The 23700-nt window shown below is 39.2% G+C and carries 19 protein-coding genes; 12 read left to right on the top strand and 7 right to left on the bottom strand.

Annotated elements, in window-relative coordinates; all coding sequences use genetic code 11:
- Window positions 1-116 precede the first annotated feature (116 nt).
- A complete protein-coding gene (locus tag FY049_RS18825) occupies window positions 117-1046 on the top strand; it encodes a restriction endonuclease (protein ID WP_446084167.1) in 930 nt (309 codons plus the stop codon).
- 136 nt (window positions 1047-1182) lie between these two features.
- On the opposite strand, the gene FY049_RS18820 is transcribed toward FY049_RS18825, so the two are convergent.
- Both FY049_RS18820 and FY049_RS18815 read right to left on the bottom strand, forming a co-directional pair.
- A complete protein-coding gene (locus FY049_RS18820) occupies window positions 1183-1950 on the bottom strand; it encodes a putative porin (protein WP_004723476.1) in 768 nt (255 codons plus the stop codon).
- 300 nt (window positions 1951-2250) lie between these two features.
- Window positions 2251-3129 carry a putative porin gene (locus FY049_RS18815; RefSeq protein WP_324099801.1) on the bottom strand — a complete coding sequence of 293 codons (879 nt, stop codon included), beginning with the start codon at window positions 3127-3129 and terminating at the stop codon, window positions 2251-2253.
- A gap of 175 nt (window positions 3130-3304) precedes the next feature.
- Here FY049_RS18815 and prfB point away from each other — a divergent pair.
- From prfB to FY049_RS18790, 5 genes are all read left to right on the top strand, one after another.
- Window positions 3305-4400 (top strand): peptide chain release factor 2 gene (gene prfB / locus FY049_RS18810; RefSeq protein WP_096735380.1). Its coding sequence is split into 2 segments (ribosomal slippage): window positions 3305-3376 and window positions 3378-4400, totalling 1095 coding nucleotides; the frame shifts between segments, so codons are not numbered across the junction.
- 140 nt (window positions 4401-4540) lie between these two features.
- Window positions 4541-4840 (top strand): ArsR/SmtB family transcription factor, encoded by a 300-nt coding sequence (locus FY049_RS18805; RefSeq protein WP_016539735.1) that lies wholly within the window; start codon window positions 4541-4543, stop codon window positions 4838-4840.
- A gap of 38 nt (window positions 4841-4878) precedes the next feature.
- Window positions 4879-5937, top strand: coding sequence for an alkene reductase (locus tag FY049_RS18800; protein WP_446084166.1), 1059 nt, complete (start codon window positions 4879-4881; stop codon window positions 5935-5937).
- Between the two features lie 350 nt (window positions 5938-6287).
- Window positions 6288-7568, top strand: a complete 1281-nt coding sequence (locus FY049_RS18795) for a 3-deoxy-D-manno-octulosonic acid transferase (RefSeq protein ID WP_446084165.1) — start codon at window positions 6288-6290, stop codon at window positions 7566-7568.
- 60 nt (window positions 7569-7628) lie between these two features.
- Complete coding sequence (locus tag FY049_RS18790) at window positions 7629-8342, top strand: 16S rRNA (uracil(1498)-N(3))-methyltransferase (protein WP_056518309.1); 714 nt, start codon at window positions 7629-7631, stop codon at window positions 8340-8342.
- Here the strand turns inward: FY049_RS18790 and FY049_RS18785 are convergent.
- Window positions 8325-9308: a mechanosensitive ion channel family protein gene (locus FY049_RS18785; RefSeq protein ID WP_373868811.1), complete on the bottom strand. Its 984-nt coding sequence runs from the start codon at window positions 9306-9308 to the stop codon at window positions 8325-8327. The two genes, FY049_RS18790 and FY049_RS18785, sit on opposite strands and share 18 nt — an antisense overlap.
- A gap of 146 nt (window positions 9309-9454) precedes the next feature.
- On the bottom strand, window positions 9455-10036 hold the full coding sequence (locus tag FY049_RS18780; RefSeq protein ID WP_105714210.1) for a DUF805 domain-containing protein: 582 nt from the start codon (window positions 10034-10036) through the stop codon (window positions 9455-9457).
- Between the two features lie 293 nt (window positions 10037-10329).
- On the opposite strand from FY049_RS18780, the gene acs reads away from it, so the two are divergent.
- Window positions 10330-12273 carry an acetate--CoA ligase gene (gene acs, locus FY049_RS18775; RefSeq protein ID WP_234624175.1) on the top strand — a complete coding sequence of 648 codons (1944 nt, stop codon included), beginning with the start codon at window positions 10330-10332 and terminating at the stop codon, window positions 12271-12273.
- A gap of 168 nt (window positions 12274-12441) precedes the next feature.
- Window positions 12442-13626 (top strand): acyl-CoA dehydrogenase family protein, encoded by a 1185-nt coding sequence (locus tag FY049_RS18770; RefSeq protein ID WP_446084164.1) that lies wholly within the window; start codon window positions 12442-12444, stop codon window positions 13624-13626.
- A 217-nt stretch (window positions 13627-13843) separates the two neighbouring features.
- On the opposite strand, the gene ampC is transcribed toward FY049_RS18770, so the two are convergent.
- The 3 genes from ampC to msuE form a co-directional block, all read right to left on the bottom strand.
- Window positions 13844-14968 carry a class C beta-lactamase gene (gene ampC, locus FY049_RS18765; protein ID WP_419338469.1) on the bottom strand — a complete coding sequence of 375 codons (1125 nt, stop codon included), beginning with the start codon at window positions 14966-14968 and terminating at the stop codon, window positions 13844-13846.
- Between the two features lie 347 nt (window positions 14969-15315).
- Window positions 15316-16434 (bottom strand): dimethylsulfone monooxygenase SfnG, encoded by a 1119-nt coding sequence (gene sfnG, locus FY049_RS18760; protein ID WP_004723462.1) that lies wholly within the window; start codon window positions 16432-16434, stop codon window positions 15316-15318.
- Window positions 16435-16480: 46 nt separating this feature from the next.
- A complete protein-coding gene (msuE, locus tag FY049_RS18755) occupies window positions 16481-17218 on the bottom strand; it encodes an FMN reductase (RefSeq protein ID WP_004723461.1) in 738 nt (245 codons plus the stop codon).
- 378 nt (window positions 17219-17596) lie between these two features.
- On the opposite strand from msuE, the gene FY049_RS18750 reads away from it, so the two are divergent.
- The 4 genes from FY049_RS18750 (at window position 17597) to FY049_RS18735 (ending at window position 23586) form a co-directional block, all read left to right on the top strand.
- Window positions 17597-18250 carry a response regulator gene (locus FY049_RS18750; RefSeq protein WP_004823671.1) on the top strand — a complete coding sequence of 218 codons (654 nt, stop codon included), beginning with the start codon at window positions 17597-17599 and terminating at the stop codon, window positions 18248-18250.
- Between the two features lie 235 nt (window positions 18251-18485).
- Window positions 18486-19706, top strand: coding sequence for an MFS transporter (locus FY049_RS18745; RefSeq protein WP_151956329.1), 1221 nt, complete (start codon window positions 18486-18488; stop codon window positions 19704-19706).
- 267 nt (window positions 19707-19973) lie between these two features.
- A complete protein-coding gene (locus FY049_RS18740; protein WP_446084163.1) occupies window positions 19974-22379 on the top strand; it encodes a YgiQ family radical SAM protein in 2406 nt (801 codons plus the stop codon).
- Between the two features lie 73 nt (window positions 22380-22452).
- Window positions 22453-23586, top strand: a complete 1134-nt coding sequence (locus FY049_RS18735) for a hypothetical protein (RefSeq protein ID WP_262782584.1) — start codon at window positions 22453-22455, stop codon at window positions 23584-23586.
- The last annotated feature ends 114 nt before the right edge of the window (window positions 23587-23700 follow it).

The following is a 23700-nucleotide window of genomic DNA, read 5'->3' as shown; positions in this document are numbered from 1 at the left end:
ACGCCAAGAGCTGTGCCCGCGGTAGAATTCGATACATTATTTTAAAAAGAGCGCTTAGGCGCTCTTTTTCTTTTATACTTGAATTATTTAAAGCAAAAAATATTAAGAGAAATAGAATGTCTTTGCCTAATCATCAGGAATTAATGCTACCACTATTGAAACTCCTCAATACGCAAGGGCAAGCGATCCAAATTAGTCAAGTTGGTAAATTGTTGGCAGAACAATCAAATTTGACTACGGATGAATTAAATCAAATGATTCCGAGTGGGAAAAGAACAGTTTTTTATGATCGTGTGGGATGGGCCAAAACATATTTGGTTAAAGCAGGCTTAGTTAATCAGCCTGATTGGGGGATGTGTGAATTATCTGAAGAAGCGAAAAAATTAGATTTAAATATATTAGATAAAATAGATAATAATTTTTTAATGCGCTATGAAAGTTTTCGTGAGTTCAAGGTTCCAACAAAAATAAGGCAGAATAAAGAAAAGATTATTTGTATTGAAGAAAATGATGATATTGAAACACCTGAGGAATCATTACAAAGAATTAATGAAATACTACTTACCAATTTAAAAGATGATTTATTGAATTTGATTCAGACAAAAAATCCATATTTTTTTGAAAGATTAGTTGTCGATTTACTGGTTGCTATGGGCTATGGCGGCTCACATCAAGATGCGGCCCAAGCCATTGGTAAAACAAGTGACGGCGGGATTGATGGAATTATTAGTGAAGATCGTTTAGGTCTAGATAAAATTTATATTCAAGCCAAACGTTGGAAAAACACTGTTGGACGACCAGATATTCAACAATTTAAAGGCGCTTTAGCAGATCAAGTCGCCAAAAAAGGGGTGTTTATTACAACCTCAAATTTTAGTAAGGAGGCTGTTGAATCTGCAAAGAAATCGGGAATTGTTTTAATTGATGGAGATAAATTGACTTCTTTAATGATTGAATTTGGTTTAGGTGTTCAGGTTGAAAGAAGCTTTAATATTTATAAGATAGATCAAGATCGGTTTGATGAAGACAATTTTAGAAGTGTTTAAAAGAATTTTAATATTCTGACATTTACTACAAATTTAATAAAACGTATTTAATTAATGATACATACACATATAAAAAAGCCAGTCAATTGACTGGCTTTTGTTGCTCCAAAAGAGCGATTGCTAAATAGATTTAAACTTAGAAACGGTATCCAGCACGAACGCCGTAAGTGTTGTAGTCATCACCAAAACCTACACGACCTTCTAAGCTAACGTTTTGATTAAAGAATTTCTTCGCAGAAATACCCCATTCATCACGATCAGTTAAATCATTGTTGTAGTAGTCAGCACCTACACTTAAGGTCTTATCTAAATACAAGTCACCACGTACTTTGTACTCATCCAAGTCACCAAATGCACCAAATGCTTCAAAGTTAGCATCATATTGACCTACTTTGGTTACATATTTAGCACGTACAGTTGGGTCTGCGCCGTCATCACCATTTTTAACATCATAACCTGTCACACCAAGTGCAAGTAATAAACCAGGAGCTGGTAAATAACCCACTTCAGCGCCATAAGTCGTTACTTTATTGTCGATGTTGGTGTTATCAACTTCAAGTTCATCACGACCTACACGACCACTTACATAGAAGTCTGAGTTAGGTACATAGTATTCAAGACCCGCACCATATTGGCTGTCTTTTACACCATCATTTTTGGCATAATTTACATTGGCTTTTACATTACTTGCGCGATCTAAGAATGCAGCCTCATTAAGCGGTGAATTACGAGTTTGTACTGGTTTGAAATAATAAGTACCATCTACACCAAAGCTATGAGTTGCATCAAAATTATCTGGATCATTATATGTATATGAACCACCAACTTCGGCTTGGTAAGCATGTGCAGTGCCAGTTAAAGCGGCTACGGAAAAGATTGCAGATGCGATTGCTAATTTTTTCATGGAATTCGCCCCTATGAAGAATTGATTGATTTATACATGTTTAGTTACAATTTTGAGTCTAGGGCAAATATAAAAATCGTCAACCATGCTATGGTAACCGGAATGTAATATTGGTGAGTTTATGTAACAATTTTTATTTAAGTTATTGAAAATAAATGTATAAAACTTATGTGTTGTTTTATTAAAATTGTGTAGATAGTGTGGATATTGGTACGCTTTGAGTAAGGGTTGGACATAATTTGTAATAAAAAAGACATTTCAGAAATGAAATGCCTCAAAGTTTTTTGGCTTTCTAAGTGCTTAAAAACGGAAAGTTCCATTCACATTAAAAAGGTTCATGCCACTGCTAAAACCTGCTTCGGCACCAATAGCAACATTTTCATTCACAAAGTATTTGCTACGGAACCAGAGGAAATTATTATTGCTTTCATCGTCATCTTTTAAACTATATGCACTGCCGATACTGAAAGCACGGGTCAAATAGTAATCTGCAGCGAAGATAACATTGTTTTCATCGCCAAACACGCCATTCGCTTCAAGATTTAAATAATGTCCATTTTGACCAATTGGCATTACATATTTAATTTTAGCGGCAAAATCCGTTTCATCATCAAGATATTTATCACCACTGAAACCATCGACACCTGCTGCAATGAGCAAATTGCTGATCGGCATATAGCCCACCAATGCGCGATAAGTGGTGACGTTATAATCATTTTTATAACGAACTGAACCATAATTTGAATCTATGTTGCTTTTTATTTTGACTATGCCAAGCCCAATCTCACCATTGAGATAGAATTGTTCATGAAAATATTCTAAGCCACCTGTAAAGTAATGAAGATCTTTTTCATCTTTTGCTCGAGCAAGCTCATAAAATGTGCTTGTAGATAAAGGATCATAGGTTAAGTAGTCCTGACTTTCGATAGTACGATAATCGTAACCACCATAGACATTGCTATTACGGCCTAAAAATGCTGCCTCATTCAATGGGTTGTTTTTGATTTGTACAGGATCAAAATAGTATTTGCCTTTAATATCGGCTTGATAGTCTTGATCAATGTAATTGTTATCATGATCAAAAGATCTAAACCCAGCATCAAATTGCACATTGTAGGCAAAACTAGAACAGCTGATTGCGGTTAAAGCGAAAAATAAAAGAGATTGTTTCATAAGTATCCTAAATTTTTTTGTGGTGTTGTAAGGTCAGAGTTTTGTTACAAAACAACAACATTGTTCACAAAAACTACACTGTAGTCAATTGTGTTGTCTAAAAAATGCCATATCTCAACTTTTTCCACTCTGTGGTAGAATGCGTGCGAATTAAAAGACGTCAAATGTGAGATTAAAACTCGTGGAAATTAATCCTTATCTAGTTCAGCTAAAAGACTTAAATGACCGTGGTCTAACACTACGGGGGTATCTTTGACTACGATCTAAAGAAAGAGCGTTTAGAAGAGGTTCTCCGCGAGTTAGAAGATCCAGCGATCTGGAATGATCAAAGCCGTGCTCAGGCGATGGCAAAAGAAAAAGGCGAGCTTGAAAACGTGATCAACGTTTTAGAAGGCTTGGCGACACAGCTTGATGATGCACAAGCCATGCTTGATCTTGCTGTTGAAGCAGATGATGAAAGCTTATTGGCAGATGTTCAGTCGGAATTGACTGCAGCGGAAGAAGAGTTAGCAAAACTTGAATTCCGTCGTATGTTTAGTAATCCAATGGACCCAAATCCATGTTATGTGGAAATTCAAGCTGGTTCAGGCGGTACTGAAGCACAAGATTGGGCTTCAATGCTATTACGTATGTATATGCGTTGGATCGAACGTCATGGCTTTAAAGCAGAATTGATGGAAGAATCAGATGGTGATGTTGCAGGGATTAAATCTGCAACAATCCGTGTTGAAGGCGAGTATGCTTATGGTTGGTTACGTACCGAATCTGGTGTGCACCGTTTAGTTCGTAAGTCACCATTTGACTCAGGTAATCGCCGTCATACCTCATTCTCGGCAGTATTTGTATCACCTGAAGTGGACGATAATATTGAAATTGATATTAATCCTGCTGACGTGCGTACAGATACATATCGTGCATCTGGTGCAGGCGGTCAGCATATTAACAAAACTGACTCAGCAGTACGTTTGACTCACGCACCAACTGGAATTGTGGTGGCATGTCAGAACCAACGTTCACAACATGCAAACCGTGATCATGCTTGGAAACAATTACGTGCAAAATTGTACGAATTGGAAATGAGTAAACGTAATGAAGCTGCTCAAGCACTTGAAGATTCAAAATCGGATATTGGCTGGGGGAGTCAGATTCGTTCATATGTACTGGATGACTCTCGTATTAAAGATTTGCGTACTGGTGTTGAGAACTCGAACACGGGTGCAGTATTGGATGGCGATCTAGATAAATTTATTGAAGCCAGCTTGAAACAAGGTCTTTAATTTAAATTTTTAACAAAAGCAAAGCTTTATCCGTATTTTTGCAATATATCTAAAAAAATCGATATTAAAATCGAAAAAATGCGATATATTGGGTGCAAAGATGCTGAATGGAGCTTTGCTCTGAATTGAATGTGTCTAAGATGGATATTGATTTAATTTCTAAAGCATTAGCGAATCCGACTCGCCGACAGATTTTGGAATGGCTCAAGAAGCCACAACAATATTTGTCGGAAGAGCAGTGCGGTGGCTTTGGTCGTGGTGTGTGTGCAGGGAATATCGAGAAGCTCGGTAAGGTCTCTCAATCTACGATGTCAAATCATTTGTCTGTTTTGCAACAGTCAGGATTAATTCAGGCCGAGAAATATGGTCAATGGTCATATTTCTCGCGTAATGAAGCTTTAATTCAGCAATATATTGATTATCTACAAAACTCGCTTTAACGCCTGATTTCAATCAGAAAGCGAGTGATGAGGCAAATATGGCTGAACTTAACTCTCCCCTTGTACTTGGCGATTTACATTTAAAAAATCGTGTCGTGATGGCGCCTTTAACCCGTAGCCGTGCTACCGCTGATCGGGTACCCACGGCAATCATGGCTGAGCACTATGCACAGCGTGCCAGCGCGGGTTTAATCATTTCTGAAGCAACAGTGATTTCAGAACAAGCCAATGGTTATTTAAATACACCAGGGCTATTTACCGATGCACAAGTTGAGGGCTGGAAGTCTGTAACCCAAGCGGTTCATGATCAAGGTGGTTTGATTGTGGCCCAGTTATGGCATGTGGGACGTGTCTCACATCCAGATTTACTCGATGGTGAAACGCCTGTATCTGCAAGTGCAATACAACAAGCAGGACAAGTTAGCTTATTACGTCCAAAACGTGATTATGTCGTGCCACGCTCTTTGGAAATCTCTGAAATTCATACCATCACCGAACAGTTTAAACAGGCTGCAATTAAAGCCAAAGCGGCTGGTTTTGATGGCGTTGAATTACATGCTGCCAACGGCTACCTGATTGATCAGTTCTTACAAAGTTCAACCAATCACCGTGAAGATGAATATGGTGGTTCTGTTGAAAACCGCGCACGTCTTTTACTTGAAGTGATGGATGCTTTAATTGAAGTATGGGGCGCAGGCCGTGTGGGCATACATTTAGCGCCTCGCGGTGATGAGCATGATATGGGGGATGCTGATCCACGTGAAACCTTTGGTTATGTCTTGGAACAATTAGGTAAACGTGAAATTGCGTTCTTCTTTACACGTGAATATTTAGCCGATGACAGTATCAGCGAATATATGAAGCGACGTTCAAATGGTGTGCCATATATTGCAAATATGCGTTTAAGCCGTGAAGATGCCATCAAACTCTTGGCATCAGGTCAAGCAGATGCGGTGTCTTTTGGTAAGGCTTATATTGCCAATCCTGATTTGTATGAACGTCTGATTCAAGACGCACCTTTAAATGAATTGGTGTTTGAAAATATGATTGGTTCACAAACTGCGGAAGGCTATATTGATTATCCTGCTTTGGGATAAAACGAAGACTGTATTTTCTCTGGATGTGAATGGAATACCCATTCACATCCACAACTCAGATAAATTTAACCAGTTTTCTTTTTGCATCGTTGACTCTTACAAGGCATATCTATTGTACATGGCATGGATATCGCCATTGGTTAAGGCGTAAAACACTATCTCTTAACCAATAAGCGTTTTTTCATCCCTGTAACGCCAAGTTTTGCTAGTGTTGTTGCTGGTTGATGGATCAGATTTGCTCTAGCATGCGGTCTACTACTATGCTGACAACAAATCGTTAAATATTATTCATTAACAACTGAATATGGCTCTGTTATATTTGCCCATTCATCTATATTGAGACATTCTGTTTGGCTACTCCTTTTTGGTATAACACAGCACTTAAAATCTTTAAGCCTTTATATCAATGGCGTATCAAAAAACGTGCGAAAGATAGCGCAGAATACCAACAAGAATGTCTTGAGCGCTTTGGCCCCTTTCAAGATGTAAAGAATCAGCATGCCATTTGGTTTCATTGTGTTTCAGTCGGAGAAACCAATGCTGCTCAGCCTTTAATCGAACATTATTTAAAAGCAGGTCATGCTGTTTTAGTCACCAATACGACAAAAACAGGTCAAGCACGTGCCAAATCGTTATTCTTAAAAGCACCTTATCAAGCATTATTTCAAGCGGTATTTTTGCCTGCCGATCAGCGCTATTTAGTTGCTGATTTTTATCAGAAATACCAACCCAAATTGCTGATTTTGGTTGAAACTGAACTATGGCCAAATCTTATTGACCTAGCTCAACAGTTTAAAGTGCCTTGTATTTTAGTGAATGCACGGCTTTCAGAAAAATCTGCCAAAGGCTATGCCAAAGTTCCAAGCCTAACCCGTCCAATGCTACAGAAATTAGATCAGTTATTGGCGCAAGATGTTGCAACGCAGCAACGCTTTATTGATCTAGGTATACCACAAAATAAAACACAAGTACTTGGAAGTATTAAATTTGATATTTCTGCACCTGAACAATTTATCCATAAAGCACAACAGTTGCAGCAGGACTGGAATTTAGCAAATCGAAAAATCATCACCATCGCCAGTACACACGCACCTGAAGAAGAAAAATTATTTCTCGCATTTAAAACCTATTTAGAACAATATCCAGATTGGTTGTTAATCGTTGTCCCGCGCCATCCTGAACGTTTTGATGAGGTTTTTGCTGCTGCACAAAGTTTAAATTTAACAACACAGCGTCGTAGCTTAGAGCAAGCAATCGAGTCGAATACCCAAGTCTATTTGGCAGACAGTATGGGTGAAATGTGGCTGTGGTATGCATTGAGTCAGGCATGTTTTGTTGGTGGGTCGTTAAATGAACCCGGTGGTGGACATAATATTTTAGAAGCTATGGTTTTAGATGTACCCACCGTGATTGGACCGCATTATTTTAATTTTCAAGCCATTGTGGATGAGTTCTTACAGGCAGATGCCTTAAAAGTGGGGCAAACTGTTGATGAGGTGGTTCAGTTATTGGTGCGCTGTTTGGAAGATCAAGCTTTTGCCCAGCAATTAAGCCAGCATGCGATTGATGTTTTAAAGCGTAATCAGGGTTCTTTATACAAACATATTGCAGTGATTGATCAGTATTTATAATTTATACATTGTTGATGAATAAACACCATCAGCTAAAAGTAAAACGAACCAGAATTTTTTATGAACATCGTCCTTCTTGATCCTCGTCAAACACAAGCTGAAACTTGGACAATCAGTTCAAAAAGGCAAGTTGAACATTTGCACACGCATCTTGCTGCCAAAGTTGGAGATACGCTTAAGGTTGGCGTTCGGGGTGCCAGTCGTTATTTAACTGAAATTGTTGATATTTCAGAACATACGATTTTACTTCGACCGATTCAAGAAGAGCCTGTTCCAGCAAAATTGCCCGTAACTTTAATTGTGGCATTACCACGCCCCAAAGTGTTACGCCGCTTAATTATGGATGCGGTGACACTGGGGGTAGAAAAATTAATTTTGATTCATAGTTATCGCGTTGATAAAAGTTATTGGCAAAGCCCTTTTTTACAGCAAATTGATCATTACATTACCTTGGGATTAGAACAGGCGGGGGATACCATCGCTCCTCAAATTGAACTTTACAAACGCTTTAAACCCTTTGTTGAAGATGTCTTACCTAGCTTCATTACGCCACAAAATCCTGCTTATGTGGCGCATCCATATACTGAACAGAAAATGCCATTTGCTATCGATCATTCATGTACTGTGATTATTGGACCCGAAGGTGGTTTTATACCTTATGAGGTGGATTTACTGATAAAAAACGGCTGCCAAGCAGTGAGCTTAGGCAACCGTATTTTGCGTACTGAAACCGCGATCCCTTATGTATTGGGGCGCTTATTTAGCACGAGCTGATTCGATGTCATCCGCTGATGGATCACCGCGGTAGACTTTGACTTCCTGAACAGGATAAGGAATCGAAATATTATTATCCGCAAAGGCTTCAAGCACACGTTCTTGAATTTCACTGATCGAAGCCGCAGTAACCACTTGCGTGGTATCTACCCACCAACGAACGGTTAAATTGACAGAGAAATCCGCCAAAGCAGAAACATTCACAGTAAAGCCCGGCTGGCTTAAAATACGTTGATCTTTATCAAGCAATTTAAGAATAATGTCTTTGGCTTTCTGTACATCATCTTCATAACCAATCCCAACCACAAACTCACAACGACGGCGTTGGTAAGCGGTATTTACCGTCACGGCACTGGTATACACAGTTGCGTTTGGAATCACGATACGTCGTCCATCAGGGGAACGTAAAAAAGTTGCACGAATTTGAATATCTTCGACAGTACCTTCCATATTGTTGACAATGATGTCATCACCAATCTTGAACGGTTCACCCAAAAGAATCAAAATTCCAGAAAGGAGATTTTGGAAAATATCTTTAAATGCAAAACCAATCGCGACCGAACCAATCCCCAAAGCACTCATCAGTTGAGCAGGAGTAAAGCCAGGAATTGCAATGACCATGGCGATTAAGAAACCAAAAAAGATAATTGCGGTACTGCCGACACGATTCAGTACCAGAACTAAATTTTGGCGAGTATAAGTACGGTTTTCGAGTGTTCTACGGACAAAGAATTTAAAAAGCTTAGACAACAACCAGAAAATAGTGATGACGATCAGCGCAATACATAAATATGGCATACGCTCCCAAAAACCATCAACAAACTTGTCGATGGTTGAGTATGCGTCTTTATATTTTTCAGTATGTTGAATCACTGTTTGTGCAGTTTTTTCGCCTGCAGAATGGATCAATTGAGTCGTGTCTTGCGCAACGGTACTCAATGCATTTGCTTCTTCAGCCACAATCATGTCCAATAAAATAATTGGCATATTTTGCCTGAAATTTCAAAGAAGTTAAGCTTTGATTACAGTTTTTCTTATGACGGACAAATAAAAATAATATTTGTGAATCAATATTCAACTCATGTTTGGGCATCATCCAGGATTGATAATCCTTAAAAATATTTAGTCCCTTTTTCAATGATTGTTGTTGGATTTTCAATTTCTCCAGTCCCCAGCATAAATGACACCACACTTATAGAGCTAACTAAGCTGATGATAAAGCCTATTAGCATGAGCCAAGCCATTAATTTTTCAATAAAAGTCGATGGACGTGGGTGACCAAAACGATTGGCGCGATTACAACCACGTGCAAGGAGTAAATACAGCAGCATCAAGAATTGCACAATGGGAATCAGCAATAACAGAATAAACCAACCAGATTTATTACGATCATGCAGCCTGCGAATAATCACAACCATCATTCCATATAAATAAAGACAGCTGAGTGCGAGGTAAGTGAACTGTCCTAATCCTGAAATCGAATTTATCGCATGTTGGCTGAATTGCAGTGAATGTAAATTCACAATGCCAAAGACTAGACCGAGGGCAAGCAATGCAATGGTAAAAATGAGATGCAAAAATCCAAACCAAGCAATATAACTCAAACGATTAAAGCGGCCTTGAGTGGAAAGGGGATAATCTACTGGTGATACTTGATGCTTTGAAAAAAAAGTCGACGATTCTTGTATTTGCATGATGATCGCGTCCAGCTGAATGAGTTCGGTAAGGAAATGTTTTTTTCTGAAAAAAACCATATGCACTTCTGACTACAAATTATAAGATCAAAAAAACTCCATAGATATTGAAAATTCGAATATTTTGGCAAATGACTTAAGATTTTCCGATGGTTAAAGTGACCCCCGTGTCTACGACCAAAGCACAATTGTTAACCGAAATGCGCTATCGTAATACTGAACACATGCAGCAAATAAAATCAAGAACGTAGGCATACATCTCGTGATGAGGTGGCAAATCAAGGAAGCAGAATATGAATGAAGTCTATCCAGTTCCAGAACAATTTGTTAAAACAGCAAGGACCAATGAACAAGAATACTTTGAACGTTATCAACAGTCAGTAGAGCATCCAGATGAGTTTTGGGCAGAAGCTGCAAAGAAATTAGACTGGATTAAGCCATTTACTCAAGTAAAAAATACCAGCTACGACAAAGATAATTTTAAAATTGAATGGTTTGCAGATGGGCAACTGAATGTCAGTGCCAACTGTTTAGATCGTCATTTAAAAGAACACCCACTGAAACCTGCAATTATTTGGGAGGGGGATCATCCATCTCGCCATAAAATCATTTCTTTTGAAGAGCTGCATGATGAAGTGTGTCGTTTTGCCAATGTCTTAAAGAAAAATGGAATCGGGAAAGGTGATCGAGTCATTTTGTATATGCCGATGATCCCTGAAGCGGCGATTGCCATGCTGGCCTGTACCCGAATAGGGGCGGTGCATTGTGTGGTATTTGGTGGATTCTCTCCAGACTCATTGGCAAGTCGGATAGACGACAGTCAAGCTAAATTGGTGATTACCGCTGACCAAGGTATGCGTGGTGGTAAAACGATTCCTTTAAAAGAGAATGTAGATGCAGCATTGGCGCTGGATGGAACAACTTCCGTTGAAAAAATGATTGTGGTGCATCGAACAGGCCATCCAATAACAATGCAGGAGGGGCGTGACCTGTGGTATCACATGGAAATTATGACGGTCACAGATATCTGTCCGCCAGAACCGATGAATGCCGAAGATCCTTTATTTATTTTATATACGTCTGGATCAACAGGAAAGCCTAAAGGAGTGTTACATACTACGGGTGGTTATTTAACTTATGTCAATTCAACTTTCCGTGAAGTTTTTGATATTAAACAAGATGATGTGTTCTGGTGTACCGCAGATGTGGGTTGGATTACGGGGCATTCTTATGTGCTTTATGGACCATTATCCAATGGTACAACCACCGTCATGTCCGAAGGTATCCCACAATATCCAACATGGGCACGCACAGGGCATATTGTAGATAAGCATAACATTACCATTCTCTATACTGCACCAACAGCGATCCGCGCCATGATGCGTGAGGGTGATGCTTTTGTGCGTGAAAGTGACCGTAGCAGTTTACGTCTATTGGGTACCGTGGGTGAGCCGATTAATCCAGAAGCATGGAATTGGTACTATACCGTTGTTGGTGAAAGCCGTTGTCCAATTGTGGATACATGGTGGCAAACTGAAACAGGCGGTATTTTAATTTCTCCACTGCCGGGTGCAACCCCACTTAAACCGGGTTCGGCCACTCGTCCATTGTTTGGCGTACAACCAGCATTGGTTGATGCTGAGGGTCAAGAACTTGAAGGTGAAGCAGAAGGCAATTTGATTATTAAGAATTCTTGGCCGGGGCAAATGCGGACCATTTGGGGCGATCCTGAGCGATTTATTGAAGCGTATTTCTCGACCTATCCGGGCAGTTATTTTACTGGTGATGGTGCGCGCCGTGATAAAGATGGTTATTACTGGATTACAGGCCGTGTAGATGATGTCTTGAATGTTTCGGGCCACCGTTTGGGCACTGCTGAAATTGAAAGTGCCTTGGTTGCGCATGCAAAAGTCGCTGAATCTGCAGTTGTTGGTATGCCACATGAGATTAAAGGGCAAGGCATAGCGGCTTATGTGACCTTGCAGGCGGGTGAAGCTGAAACTGAAGAATTACGTAAAGAATTGGTCAGTTGGGTACGTAAAGTGCTGGGACCTGTGGCAACACCTGATGCAATTTATTGGGCACCTGCTTTGCCAAAAACCCGTTCTGGAAAAATCATGCGACGCATTTTAAGAAAAATTGCTGCCAATGAGCTAGATAGTTTAGGTGACACTTCTACTTTGGCTGATCCAGGTGTGGTAGATCAGTTGATTACAGAGGTTAAAGCCAATTCTTAGTGATTGAAGCCTTTTGATTTTGCTAGCCAAAGGTTGAATACCGTTAGAGAAATTCTAGCGGTATTTTTTGTTATTGATTTTCAAACCACAGAATAAGTAATGCAGGCATTGAGATAAGGAAATCTTACTTGATTTGATAAGCTCAAGGCACTGGGAATAAGAGTAAATATGATGAATGCACCTCAACAGGCGTTAAACCTTTCTGCTTTAGCAACGGCAAAGCAATTGGCAGAACAATTTGCGCAGACTGCTGCTGAGCGTGATAAAGCAGGTGGTAATCCGAAGCTGGAACGGGATTTGATTCGGCAAAGTGGCTTATTGGGACTGTCTATTCCACAACAATATGGCGGGCAAGGAGCAAACTGGAAAACAATTTTCCAGACCATTCAAAATATTGCACAAGTCGATAGTTCCTTAGCACATGTATATGGCTTTCATCATTTACTAATCGCCACTGTGCAGTTATTTGCTCAGCCTGAACAATATTCGTCATGGTTTGAACACACCGCCCGCAATAACTTGTTTTGGGGCAATACTTTAAACCCTTTAGATCAGCGCACGAAGGTACAACAACTCACTGAGAACGACTTTATTTTTCATGGTGATAAAAGCTTTTGCTCAGGATCAATAGATTCAGACATACTGCTTTGTTCGGGCTTTAATGATGCTGGAAAATTACTGATAGCTGTGATCCCAACACGTCGAGAAGGGGTCAGTTTTTTAGGCGATTGGAATAATATGGGGCAGCGTCAAACGGACAGTGGAACCAGTCATTTTGAACAGGTCAAAATTCACAAAGATGAGTTATTGTTAAATCCAGGACCATTAAGTACACCTTACTCCAGTTTACGACCTTTGATCGCACAATTGATTTTTGTGCATCTGTTTCTAGGCGTTGCTGAAGGTGCCTTTGACCTTGCGAGACAAACGATACAAAGTCAGAAAGCATGGTCAACGTCTTTGGCTGAAAATGCGGTGAATGATCCATTTACCCAGAAGCATTTTGCTGAGTTTTATGTACAGCTTGAAAGTGTACGTTTACTTGCCGATAAAGCCATTGCAGCATTGCAAGCGGCTTGGAATATTGGTGAGCAATTAACAGCAGAACAACGTGGTGAAGTCTCAATTGCTATTGCGACTGCAAAAATTGCTGCAACCAATAGCTCGCTGTTTATAACGCAGAATATTTTCCAAGTGATGGGTGCCAGAGCGACAACAGCCAAATTAAATTTAGATCGTTTTTGGCGAAATGTCCGTACTCAGACCTTGCATGATCCGATTGATTATAAGTATCAGGAAGTAGGGGAATGGGTATTGACTGGAAAAGTGCCCGATCCAAGTTTTTACGCTTGAACCTAAGCCGACCGATTACATTTTATAAAAGTTCATTCTTAGCGCTTTAGCAGTTGGTATTGCCTATCTTAGATTGAAAAAAATCTGTGTTGGATAAGGGGTAGGTCTTATACCCCCCTACCAACAGCGACAATTATGTTGCCTTGCAATAGATACAACATGAATGATCTAACAATGCACAAAGCTAAAGCCTAGCCCGATCTGACGTGTTTCAGCATCAAGGATTGGATTTTTGCTTTAAGCTATTGAGCACTTCATACGCTGCCTTAATTCGCTCAGCATTGGGAATTTTTTTATTCATTAACATCACCAAGCCAAAGTTCTCTTGTGGAATATAAATCACATATGTCCCAAAACCATTGGTAGAGCCAGTTTTATGAAAGACTCTTGAACCAGTCTTCACGAGGGTTTTTTCAACAGGGTTAGATTGCATCACAACCCGATCAGAATTGCTTTCTAATAGTGTGTTTAATGTAGCTGGGTAGCTGAACGATTCCCAGCCAAGGGCTTGGGTCATACCACCCATTTTAAAGTAACCCGTATGTGTTGCTAGAATTGCAGGTTTAATCGCTGCTTTGGCTTGATCTGGATTTAAGTTTAAATTTAAAAAATGTAGCATGTCAGGTAGGCTAGATTTCACCCCATAGGCTTGCGCATCAAAAGCGCCAGCAGTGACCCGAAGCGGGTGATTATTTTGATCATAACCAAAAGCATAGTTGCCTTGTTGTGCTTTAGGAACTTGGACATAAGTATGTTGGAGTTCTAGTTTGGGGAAGATCACTTGCTCTAATAAGGCGCTAAAAGGCATGTTCATGGCTTTAGCGGTCGCTTCACCGAATAGCCCTATGCTTGGATTAGAATATTGTCGAAATTGACCAATCGGGTTTTTGACTTTCCAATCTTGAAAATATTGAAGTGTTTGCGCATCTGTTTTTATTTGATCAGGAAATTGCAATGGAAGATTACCACTGGTGTAGGTGGCCAATTCTAAGAGTGTGACTTGATTAATGTCTGAGTTTTTTAATGCGGGTATATATTTACCAGGATGGTCTTGAAGAGAAATTTTGCCTAAATTTTCTGTATAAGTGCCTGCTGTTGCAGTAAATATCTTACTGACTGAGCCTAGTTCAAAAAGGGTATTTTTATTTACGGCTTTCGCATTCGCAAGTGATTGTACGCCGTAGTATTTTTCATAACTTTTCCCGTTATACAAAACACCTATTGCCATACCGGGCACTGCATAAGTTTTCATTAATGGCTGAAATGCAGTATTCATCGCAGTTTCAACCTTTATAGACGTTGCAGGTATCTCATTGGCGTTTACATAGGTCGTCAAGCTCATACTGCCGATGAGGACGCAAAATATCGTTTTTGTTTTATTTAAAACTACCATGCCCACTTTTTCCATCTATGCTACAAAAAGGGCGTATTTTAAGGTTGAAAGAAATTTTTTCCAAGATTGCGGTTGTTGAGTATATGTATAGAACAAATACACTCGATGATTCAATAAAACAAAAGTTGGCTAATGTATGTAAGGATAATTGTACTGATTTATACGATTCTATTTTTTATAAATGCTTTTTATTTATTCTAAAAAAAATCCCTCAAGCCGAGTCAAGAGGGAAAGCTGCAAAGCTGTTTTAGTTATTTATTGTTGTTTTCACAGCACCATCGATGAAGAGATAGGCCTTAAGCTGATTTTGCAGTAATTTGATCTTTTTGCGCTTCTTCAATTTGACGAACCAAAGGCAAGACCTTTTCACCGAAATATTCAACTTCTTCGATGAAATGTAAAAAGCCAGATAACACCAGATCTACGCCTACATTTTTGAGTGCAACAATACGTTCAGCAATTTGTTGCGGTGTACCAATCAGATTGGTTTTAAAGCCATCGTTATATTGCACCAAGTCTTCAAATGTTGATTTTGCCCAATTACCTTCACCTTCTTTAGATGCCGCGCCCGCTTCACGGGTTGCATCGCCAAAGGCATTGACTGCTTCAACATTGGCTTGGTCAATAATCTCTTGCAACACCGCTTTTGCTTCTTCTTCAGTGTCACGAGCAATGATAAAAGCATTGACCCCGATTTTGACTGAGTGGTTATTTAGCTTGGCTTTTTCACGAATATCATCGATTTGTTTTTTGAGTTCCTCAGGTGTATTGCCATTGGTGAAATACCAATCTGAAACACGCGAAGCCATGTCACGTGCAGCACGTGAACTTCCACCTTGGAATACTTCAATATGGGGTTTTTGCAAAGGCTTTGGTTTTAAAGTGTAGTCTTTAAACTGATAATATTTACCATCAAAACTATAATTATCTGTCGTCCAAATACCTTTTAAAGTACGAATAAATTCTTCAGAACGAACATAGCGTTCATCATGTTCAGGCCATGGCTCACCAATGGCATCAAACTCGCCACGGAACCAGCCACTTACGACATTAATCGCAATACGCCCATTGGTCAGGTAATCAATGGTCGCCAACTGTTTTGCGGCTAAAACAGGTTTCCATGGTCCCGGAAGAATTGCTGCAATTACTTTTAATTTTTCAGTCTTGGCTAAAAGTGCATGACTAAAACTCACAGATTCATGTTGATTTTCAGCGCCATAACCTGCGGTAAAACGAATTTGGGTGAGGGCATATTCAAAACCACTTTTTTCGGCAGCTTGTGCCAAACGTACATTGTAGTCATAGCTCCAGTCTGTACGTTGTTCAATATTACTGACCACTAAGCCGCCACTGACATTGGGAACCCAATAGGCAAATCGAATTGCTTGACCATTATTCGATGAAAACTGTGACATATCATAACCCTCAATTTTTTATGATTTATTCATAACAAGGTTGCGCTTAAGCAACCTGTGATTGTGGTGTTTTGGATTTTGCATGTAGACGAGACTCTGCCGCATCCAAGTCTGGTATCGCCGCGGAAGGAAGCACATCATCTTGCTCAATCTGTTTGTTGATGCCTAAATTTTGATTGGCTTGTTCTGTTTTGGCTTTCACCACTTCTGCTCGCTGACCTTTTGCAGGCGCCCATTCTAAAATTGGCAATGCACGTGCAACAGCTAAAGTGATACGGTCTTGGATGTGTTCACTTTTAATGGTGTACTCAGGTGTGAAGTCACGATCTGTTGCATAGACACCAATAGGCAGCGTTTGCGCTTGAAAGAAGCTAAATAATGGACGTAACTGATGCTCTAGAACTAAAGCATGACGGTCACTACCACCCGATGCAGCAAGCAATACAGGAACATCGACTAGCGCTGTTTGTTCAACAAAATCAAAGAAATGTTTAAATAAACCAGTAAATGATGCACGATAAACAGGTGTTCCCACGATGAGCGCATCTGCTGCTTCTACGGCAGCTAAGTCATCTTGAACACGTTGTGGCAGTTGGTTGCGATAAATTGCGCCGCCTAACAAATGGCCTATTTCACTGAATTTAATAAAATGAACATGAATCGGTGTTGCCTGACCCAGCTCATCTAAAATCGCTTGCACTAAACTTTCGGTTTTTGAAGGGTTATTTAATCCCCCTGAAACAGCAACAATATTTAATGGTTTTTGTTGAGTATAAATAGACATGTTGGCAACCTAATAAATTGAATCTCGGAATGCCATTCATTAATCTATATTTGACGAAGCGCTGTAAAATAATGAAAAACAGATTGGTTATCTGTTTTTAAGATAAACCAGAAAGCCTTTGAATAATGCACGATTTCGTCTTTTAAGTATTTGAAGTTAAATAATATTCTTAAAATGAATAAGTAATTAATTTTTAACTGTTTATTTTATATTTAAAAGTGATATTTAAATCTTAATTTCGATAAATGACCTAAAGATTGTAGGGAATTTTAATTAAAGCCGACAAATTATTCAAAAATTCGTTAATATTTACGTATCCTAAATAGCAATAGTGCGGTTAGAATGAAATAACTGCGCTAGAGATCTCTCGCTTCGCTTATGAATATTTTAATCGTTGATGATCATCCACTGTTTCGCCATGCGTTAATTCAGGCGGTTCGTTATAGTTTGCCACAGGCTCAAATTAGTGAAACTGCGGCTGTTAATGAATTTTATGAGCGTTTGGAAAATGGTCCAGAACCAGATCTCGTCTTGTTGGATTTAAATCTGCCAGGCGCATCGGGTTTCTCTGCATTGGTACATGTTCGTGCACAGTATCCTGCACTTCCTATTATTGTGGTTTCTGCTCACGAAGATGCGTCCATTATTCAACGTGCAATTGCACATGGCGCAATGGGCTATATTCCTAAATCTGCGCATCCAAGCCATATTGGGGAAGCAATTCGCCAAGTGCTTGATGGTGATATTTGGTTACCGCCAAACTTACCCGCAGCGAATATGAATTTTGACCCGCGTGCTGCAGATGAAACAGCTTTAGCTGAACGTATTCAATCGTTAACACCTCAACAGTTCCGTGTATTGATGATGGTGGCAGAAGGTTTATTGAATAAGCAAATTGCTTATGAACTTGATGTTTCGGAAGCGACCATTAAAGCGCATGTGACGGCAATTTTCCGTAAATTAGGTGTACAGAACCGTACTCAAGCGGTACTCGCAATCAATGCACTAAATATTGAAGAACGAAAAGTTTAAGATTTTTGCTGGTTAAATTTAACCTCAATATATTGAAAAATTACGAGAAGAGTGTATTAAAAAATATGCTCTTTTTTATTTTCTAATTTCTGCATTTCCTCATGTAATTTTATTTAAAATCAAATATTTAAGATTTATATCTTATTTGAATCATCAAGACATAGTCTGTAATAAAACTTTAGCTTTTATCAAGAGTTAAAAATAGGCGTATACTGAACGGACATGAGGAATAATTATGTCTGAAGCACCTGAATCTACAGCTTATATTGAGTATGGCACTCGGCCTTTTATCGCAATTTTACTTTCATTGTTTTTAGCTGGCTTTGCTGTATTTTCATCGTTGTACTGTGTTCAGCCGATGATGCCGTTTTTGGCAAGTTTTTTTCATGTTACGCCAACCCATAGCAGTTTCCCGCTTTCATTTTCCACCATTGCCTTAGCCTTAGGGCTTCTTTTTGCAGGACTGATTTCAGATCGTTATGGTCGTAAGCAGATCATGGCCATTTCTTTATTTTCCACCGCAAGCTTATTATTGCTAAGTTCGTTTTTACCGTATTGGGAAATATTCCTTGCAACACGTATGATGATTGGCTTGGCTGTTAGTGGTGTTGCTTCTGTAGCAATGACCTATATCGGTGAAGAAATTGCACAAAAAGATGTTGGCTTTGCCATGGGGCTGTATATTTCAGGGACAGCAATAGGGGGAATGGGCGGGCGTTTGATTGCAGGGGTATTGCTGGATTATATCTCTTGGCAAACTGCGACGATGATTATTGGTCTACTTAATTTATTGATCGCGATTACATTTTACATAGCCTTACCTGCCTCTAAACACTTTAAATCTTATCCCATTCAATTCACACGTTTTATCGAATCCTTTAAAAAAAATCTTTCTGACCCAAAGCTGAGACTATTGTTTGTCGAAGGTTTTATTCTGATGGGATGCTTTGTGACCGTGTTTAATTACATGAGTTATCATCTGTTAGAAAAACCTTTTGAATTGTCACAAACATGGATTGGTTTAATCTCGATAGCCTATTTATCTGGCATTTATAGTTCGCCTCGTGCAGCCAGTTGGAGTCGTCAATTTGGACGAGGTAAAGTGCTGATTGTGATGTTCTCAAGCATGATTCTGGGGTTATGGATGATGCTGATTCCATCATTATGGGGGATTTTGATTGGCCTATTGATTTTTACTTTCTCATTTTTTGCCGCCCATTCCACATCAAGCAGTTGGGTATCAGTACAATCCTTACAATATCGTGCAGTCGGCTCTTCGCTTTATCTATTTTGTTATTATCTTGGTTCAAGTTTCTTGGGCAGCAGTAGTGGTTTAGTCTGGGAAAAATATGGATGGTTTGGCCTAACGGTTACGATGACTTGTGTACTTTGTATCGGGCTATTGGTGGCTTTAAAATTAAATCAAACACAGCATAAAGATCAGGTAAAAGTATGAGCAGCTGCATCTACATAGCGTTAAATAAGCTTTTCTATTCAATTTCTCTGCGCTTTTAAACAATGCATCCTGATGGGTAAATTTTCCTTTTATAACGGATGACGAATACATTTAACATCTTAAAAAGCTATCAATAACAGACTAAATAGAAGATCAAGAAGAAATGTTTACTTTTTAATCAAACAACATGAGTAAAATTCATGGTAAAATGATCAACTTTCATTTTAGATCTCTCCCGATCGCCAACTGCCAATCGAGAAACTCATCATGTCGACCGCTTATACTGCTCAGACAGCGCCTACTGCGTTGTTTGATTATGACAAATATTGGGCATCGTGCTTTGAACCAGCACCATTTTTGCCAATGTCACGTGAGGAGATGGATCAACTCGGTTGGGATAGTTGTGACTTTATCCTAGTATGTGGTGACGCTTATATCGATCATCCATCGTTCTGTTCAGGAATTATTGGCCGAACGCTTGAAGCACAGGGTTTCCGTGTAGGGATTATTGCACAACCAGATTGGACTTCTGCTGAAGCATTTAAAGTGCTAGGTAAACCGAATATTGCATGGGGTGTGACCGCGGGTAATATGGATTCTATGATCAACCGCTATACGGCTGACCGTAAAATCCGTTCTGATGATGCATATTCACCAGATAATCTACCCAATAAACGTCCTGACCGTGCTGCAACTGTATATTGTCAGCGTTGCCGTGAAGCATTTCCTGATGTACCCGTATTATTGGGCGGTATCGAAGCATCATTACGCCGTATTGCACATTATGATTACTGGTCAGACAAAGTTCGTCGTTCAGTGCTGATGGATTCAAAAGCGGATTTATTGATGTATGGCAATGGTGAACGGTCTGTTGTTGAAGTCATGCATCGTCTTGCCAAAGGCGAAAAAATTCATGAAATCACCGATGTTCGTGGTACTGCATTCATCGTCAATAAAATTAATCGTGTTTCTAAAGCCAAGTTTGTTGAAATTGCATCGAATGATGTTGATGCGATTGGTCGTGTTGACCCAATCATCAATCCATATGTAATGACTGAAGATTTAGATGGTTGTGAAATTGAACAAGGCAAAGGAAATTCTTTAACCCAATATCAAAATTTCCAAAAAGAATTGGTGGCAAATCCTGTTGTTCGTGAAGGTGATCAACTGGATGAGAATACCCAGATTGTACGTTTACTGCCAACATCCAAAGCGATTAAACATAAATTACCGCCGCGTGAATTGGCTGTGATTCGTTTGCCTGCTTTTGAAGAAGTGGCAACGGATCCTGTACTTTATGCACATACCAACCGCATCTTGCATCTTGAAACCAATCCGGGGAATGCTCGTGCATTGGTACAAAAGCATGGTGAACGTGATGTATGGTTAAATGCACCACCGATTCCATTGACCACCGAAGAAATGGATTATGTGTTTGACTTGCCTTATGCGCGTCTACCACATCCAGCTTATGGTGAAGCGCGTTTCCCTGCATTTGATATGATCAAATTCTCTGTAAATATCATGCGTGGTTGTTTTGGTGGTTGTACATTCTGTTCGATTACCGAACATGAAGGTCGTATTATTCAAAACCGTTCAGAAGAATCAATTTTACGTGAAGTAGAAAAAATTCGTGATACAGCCCCAGGTTTTACAGGCATCATTTCAGATTTAGGTGGTCCAACTGCAAACATGTATCGCTTGCAGTGTAAAGATCCTGAGATTGAAAAGAACTGTCGTAAACCTTCTTGTGTGTATCCAGGTGTATGTCAAAATTTACATACCGACCATGCACCACTTACTCAACTTTATCGCAAAGCACGTTCATTAAAAGGCATCAAAAAGATTCTGATTGGTTCAGGCTTACGTTATGACCTTGCGGTATTGAACCCTGAATATGTCAAAGAACTGGTTCAACACCATGTTGGCGGTTATTTAAAAATTGCACCAGAACATACCGAGAAAGGTCCATTATCGAAGATGATGAAACCGGGAATCGGGACCTATGATCGCTTTAAACAGATGTTTGATCGTTTTAGTAAGGAAGCGGGTAAAGAACAGTATTTAATCCCGTACTTTATCGCTGCGCATCCGGGAACGACTGATTATGACATGATGAATCTTGCGATCTGGCTTAAGAAAAATGGCTTCCGTGCCGATCAGGTGCAAACCTTTTATCCATCACCAATGGCGACCGCGACCACGATGTATCACACGGGGAAAAACCCGTTGGCCAAAGTGGCTCGTTATACCGAAAGTGTGGATATTGTAAAAGGTGAAAAGCGTCGTCGTTTACACAAAGCCTTCTTGCGTTACCATGATCCAAACAACTGGCCATTACTACGTGATGCATTATGTGAAATGGGCCGGGTAGATTTGATTGGTAACTCTAAGCATCATCTGATTCCAACATATCAACCGCAAGGAACTGAAGGGCAATACCAATCTGCGCGTAAGAAAAATTCGACTGTTGACGGTGATTCGCAAAAGCGTACTGGGGATAGCCGTAATTCAAAGGCGAAAACTCAATCGCGCCCTTCCAATACCAAAAAGCGTCCTGAACGTGGTCAAATATTGACACAACATACAGGTTTACCGCCGCGCGAAACAGGTGATAAAAAACCATTTTCTGGAAATGGCAAAGCAAAGTCTAAGCCAAAAAGTAGAGCTTAGGTTCTATTTGATGTGGTAAGAAAGGATGCGTAAGTATCCTTTTTTATTGATTTAAATTTAGACAAAAGATATAGTGAAGATTCCTTTCAAGGACGTTTATGTCCTTAATTTTTTAAAAATGTTCAAAAATAAGATTACTCGTCAATTCACTCAAATTGAAGTTGATAAATTAACAAATAATTGTTACCCACTTTCACCACAGATGAATTCTGGAGATATTTTTCAGTGGCGTATGCGTGAAGATTTTTCACCTTATCAAATCAGATGTCACTTGCAAGAAATGGGCTATACAATCAAACAGCCAATTTGGACATTTTTATTGAGAATGGGGCAATCAGTTACTGAGTTACCTGATGGAACGAAAGTAAGTATTGCTGGTGAATATGAAGATTATTATGATCCCGATTTCAAGATTTATAACGATGTCATGATTCAAAAAATGAATGGAGAAATACAATTATGGCATTATCCTATTGAACAATTTCCCCCTACAGATTTTCATACAGCATATTATGATCAAGTAACTCACTCTATCTTCCTTATTGGAAATTTAGGTTATCCAGAAAATAGAAAAGAAGATAGTACACAAGTTTTAAGATTGAATCTAAATACATTAGAGATAGAAAAATTAGAGTGTTTTGGAAACATTCCATCTTGGTTACATCATCATGAAATGAAGGTGATAAATCAACATGAGCTTGAATTCAGTAACGGCCATGTGATTAAAAATAAAAAGTATTTAAGAAATCTATATACATGGCGGCTAAATATTCGAACTTTAGAATGGTCTCTTCCTAAACAAACGATATTTGATCACTGGACATTAAAATCTGAACATTATTATGGCTTTCCATTCTTTGAATGCCATCAACTCTTATGGGATGAGGAAAACATTACAGCGGAAGAGTTTGAGCAAAGTAAACAGAAAATAATAAATCATTTAGGTTATTTACCTAATTATAAAGCCTATAGATGGCTTTATATTCCTTTAGATGATGCAATAATTACACAAGATGAGCATGAGTATAGTAAGTATATTTCAAATTTGTACGGGTATACCCTTTTGTATTTTGAAAATGATGACCTAATGCAAGCCGTATTTCCAGATCACATTCCGTATGACTTCCAAAAATTTCTATTAAATGATTTAGTCTATCGCTTAAAGCAAATCACAGGGCATGATGTCATTGTAGAAAAAGTTGTTTAATAAAATACAAGGATGCCTAAGCATCCTTTCTTAAATCAGCAATTGAATAATAAAAATACGCAACTGTGGATAAGTCTTTGTAAACTGTTGAAAACTTTAGTGTACTAAAAACAC

The organism is Acinetobacter sp. 1125_18A (assembly GCF_052824985.1).
Note: the sequence above shows the minus strand (reverse complement) of the source record. Positions and strands in the feature narration are given on the sequence as shown.

Coding starts and splice junctions, on each gene's coding strand:
- FY049_RS18825 (WP_446084167.1), top strand. CDS start 117: ATGTCTTTGCCTAATCATCAGGAATTAATGCTACCACTATTGAAACTC.
- FY049_RS18820 (WP_004723476.1), bottom strand. CDS start 1,950: ATGAAAAAATTAGCAATCGCATCTGCAATCTTTTCCGTAGCCGCTTTA.
- FY049_RS18805 (WP_016539735.1), top strand. CDS start 4,541: ATGGATATTGATTTAATTTCTAAAGCATTAGCGAATCCGACTCGCCGA.
- FY049_RS18800 (WP_446084166.1), top strand. CDS start 4,879: ATGGCTGAACTTAACTCTCCCCTTGTACTTGGCGATTTACATTTAAAA.
- FY049_RS18790 (WP_056518309.1), top strand. CDS start 7,629: ATGAACATCGTCCTTCTTGATCCTCGTCAAACACAAGCTGAAACTTGG.
- FY049_RS18785 (WP_373868811.1), bottom strand. CDS start 9,308: ATGATTGTGGCTGAAGAAGCAAATGCATTGAGTACCGTTGCGCAAGAC.
- FY049_RS18780 (WP_105714210.1), bottom strand. CDS start 10,036: ATGCAAATACAAGAATCGTCGACTTTTTTTTCAAAGCATCAAGTATCA.
- acs (WP_234624175.1), top strand. CDS start 10,330: ATGAATGAAGTCTATCCAGTTCCAGAACAATTTGTTAAAACAGCAAGG.
- FY049_RS18770 (WP_446084164.1), top strand. CDS start 12,442: ATGATGAATGCACCTCAACAGGCGTTAAACCTTTCTGCTTTAGCAACG.
- ampC (WP_419338469.1), bottom strand. CDS start 14,968: ATGAGCTTGACGACCTATGTAAACGCCAATGAGATACCTGCAACGTCT.
- sfnG (WP_004723462.1), bottom strand. CDS start 16,434: ATGTCACAGTTTTCATCGAATAATGGTCAAGCAATTCGATTTGCCTAT.
- msuE (WP_004723461.1), bottom strand. CDS start 17,218: ATGTCTATTTATACTCAACAAAAACCATTAAATATTGTTGCTGTTTCA.
- FY049_RS18750 (WP_004823671.1), top strand. CDS start 17,597: ATGAATATTTTAATCGTTGATGATCATCCACTGTTTCGCCATGCGTTA.
- FY049_RS18745 (WP_151956329.1), top strand. CDS start 18,486: ATGTCTGAAGCACCTGAATCTACAGCTTATATTGAGTATGGCACTCGG.
- FY049_RS18740 (WP_446084163.1), top strand. CDS start 19,974: ATGTCGACCGCTTATACTGCTCAGACAGCGCCTACTGCGTTGTTTGAT.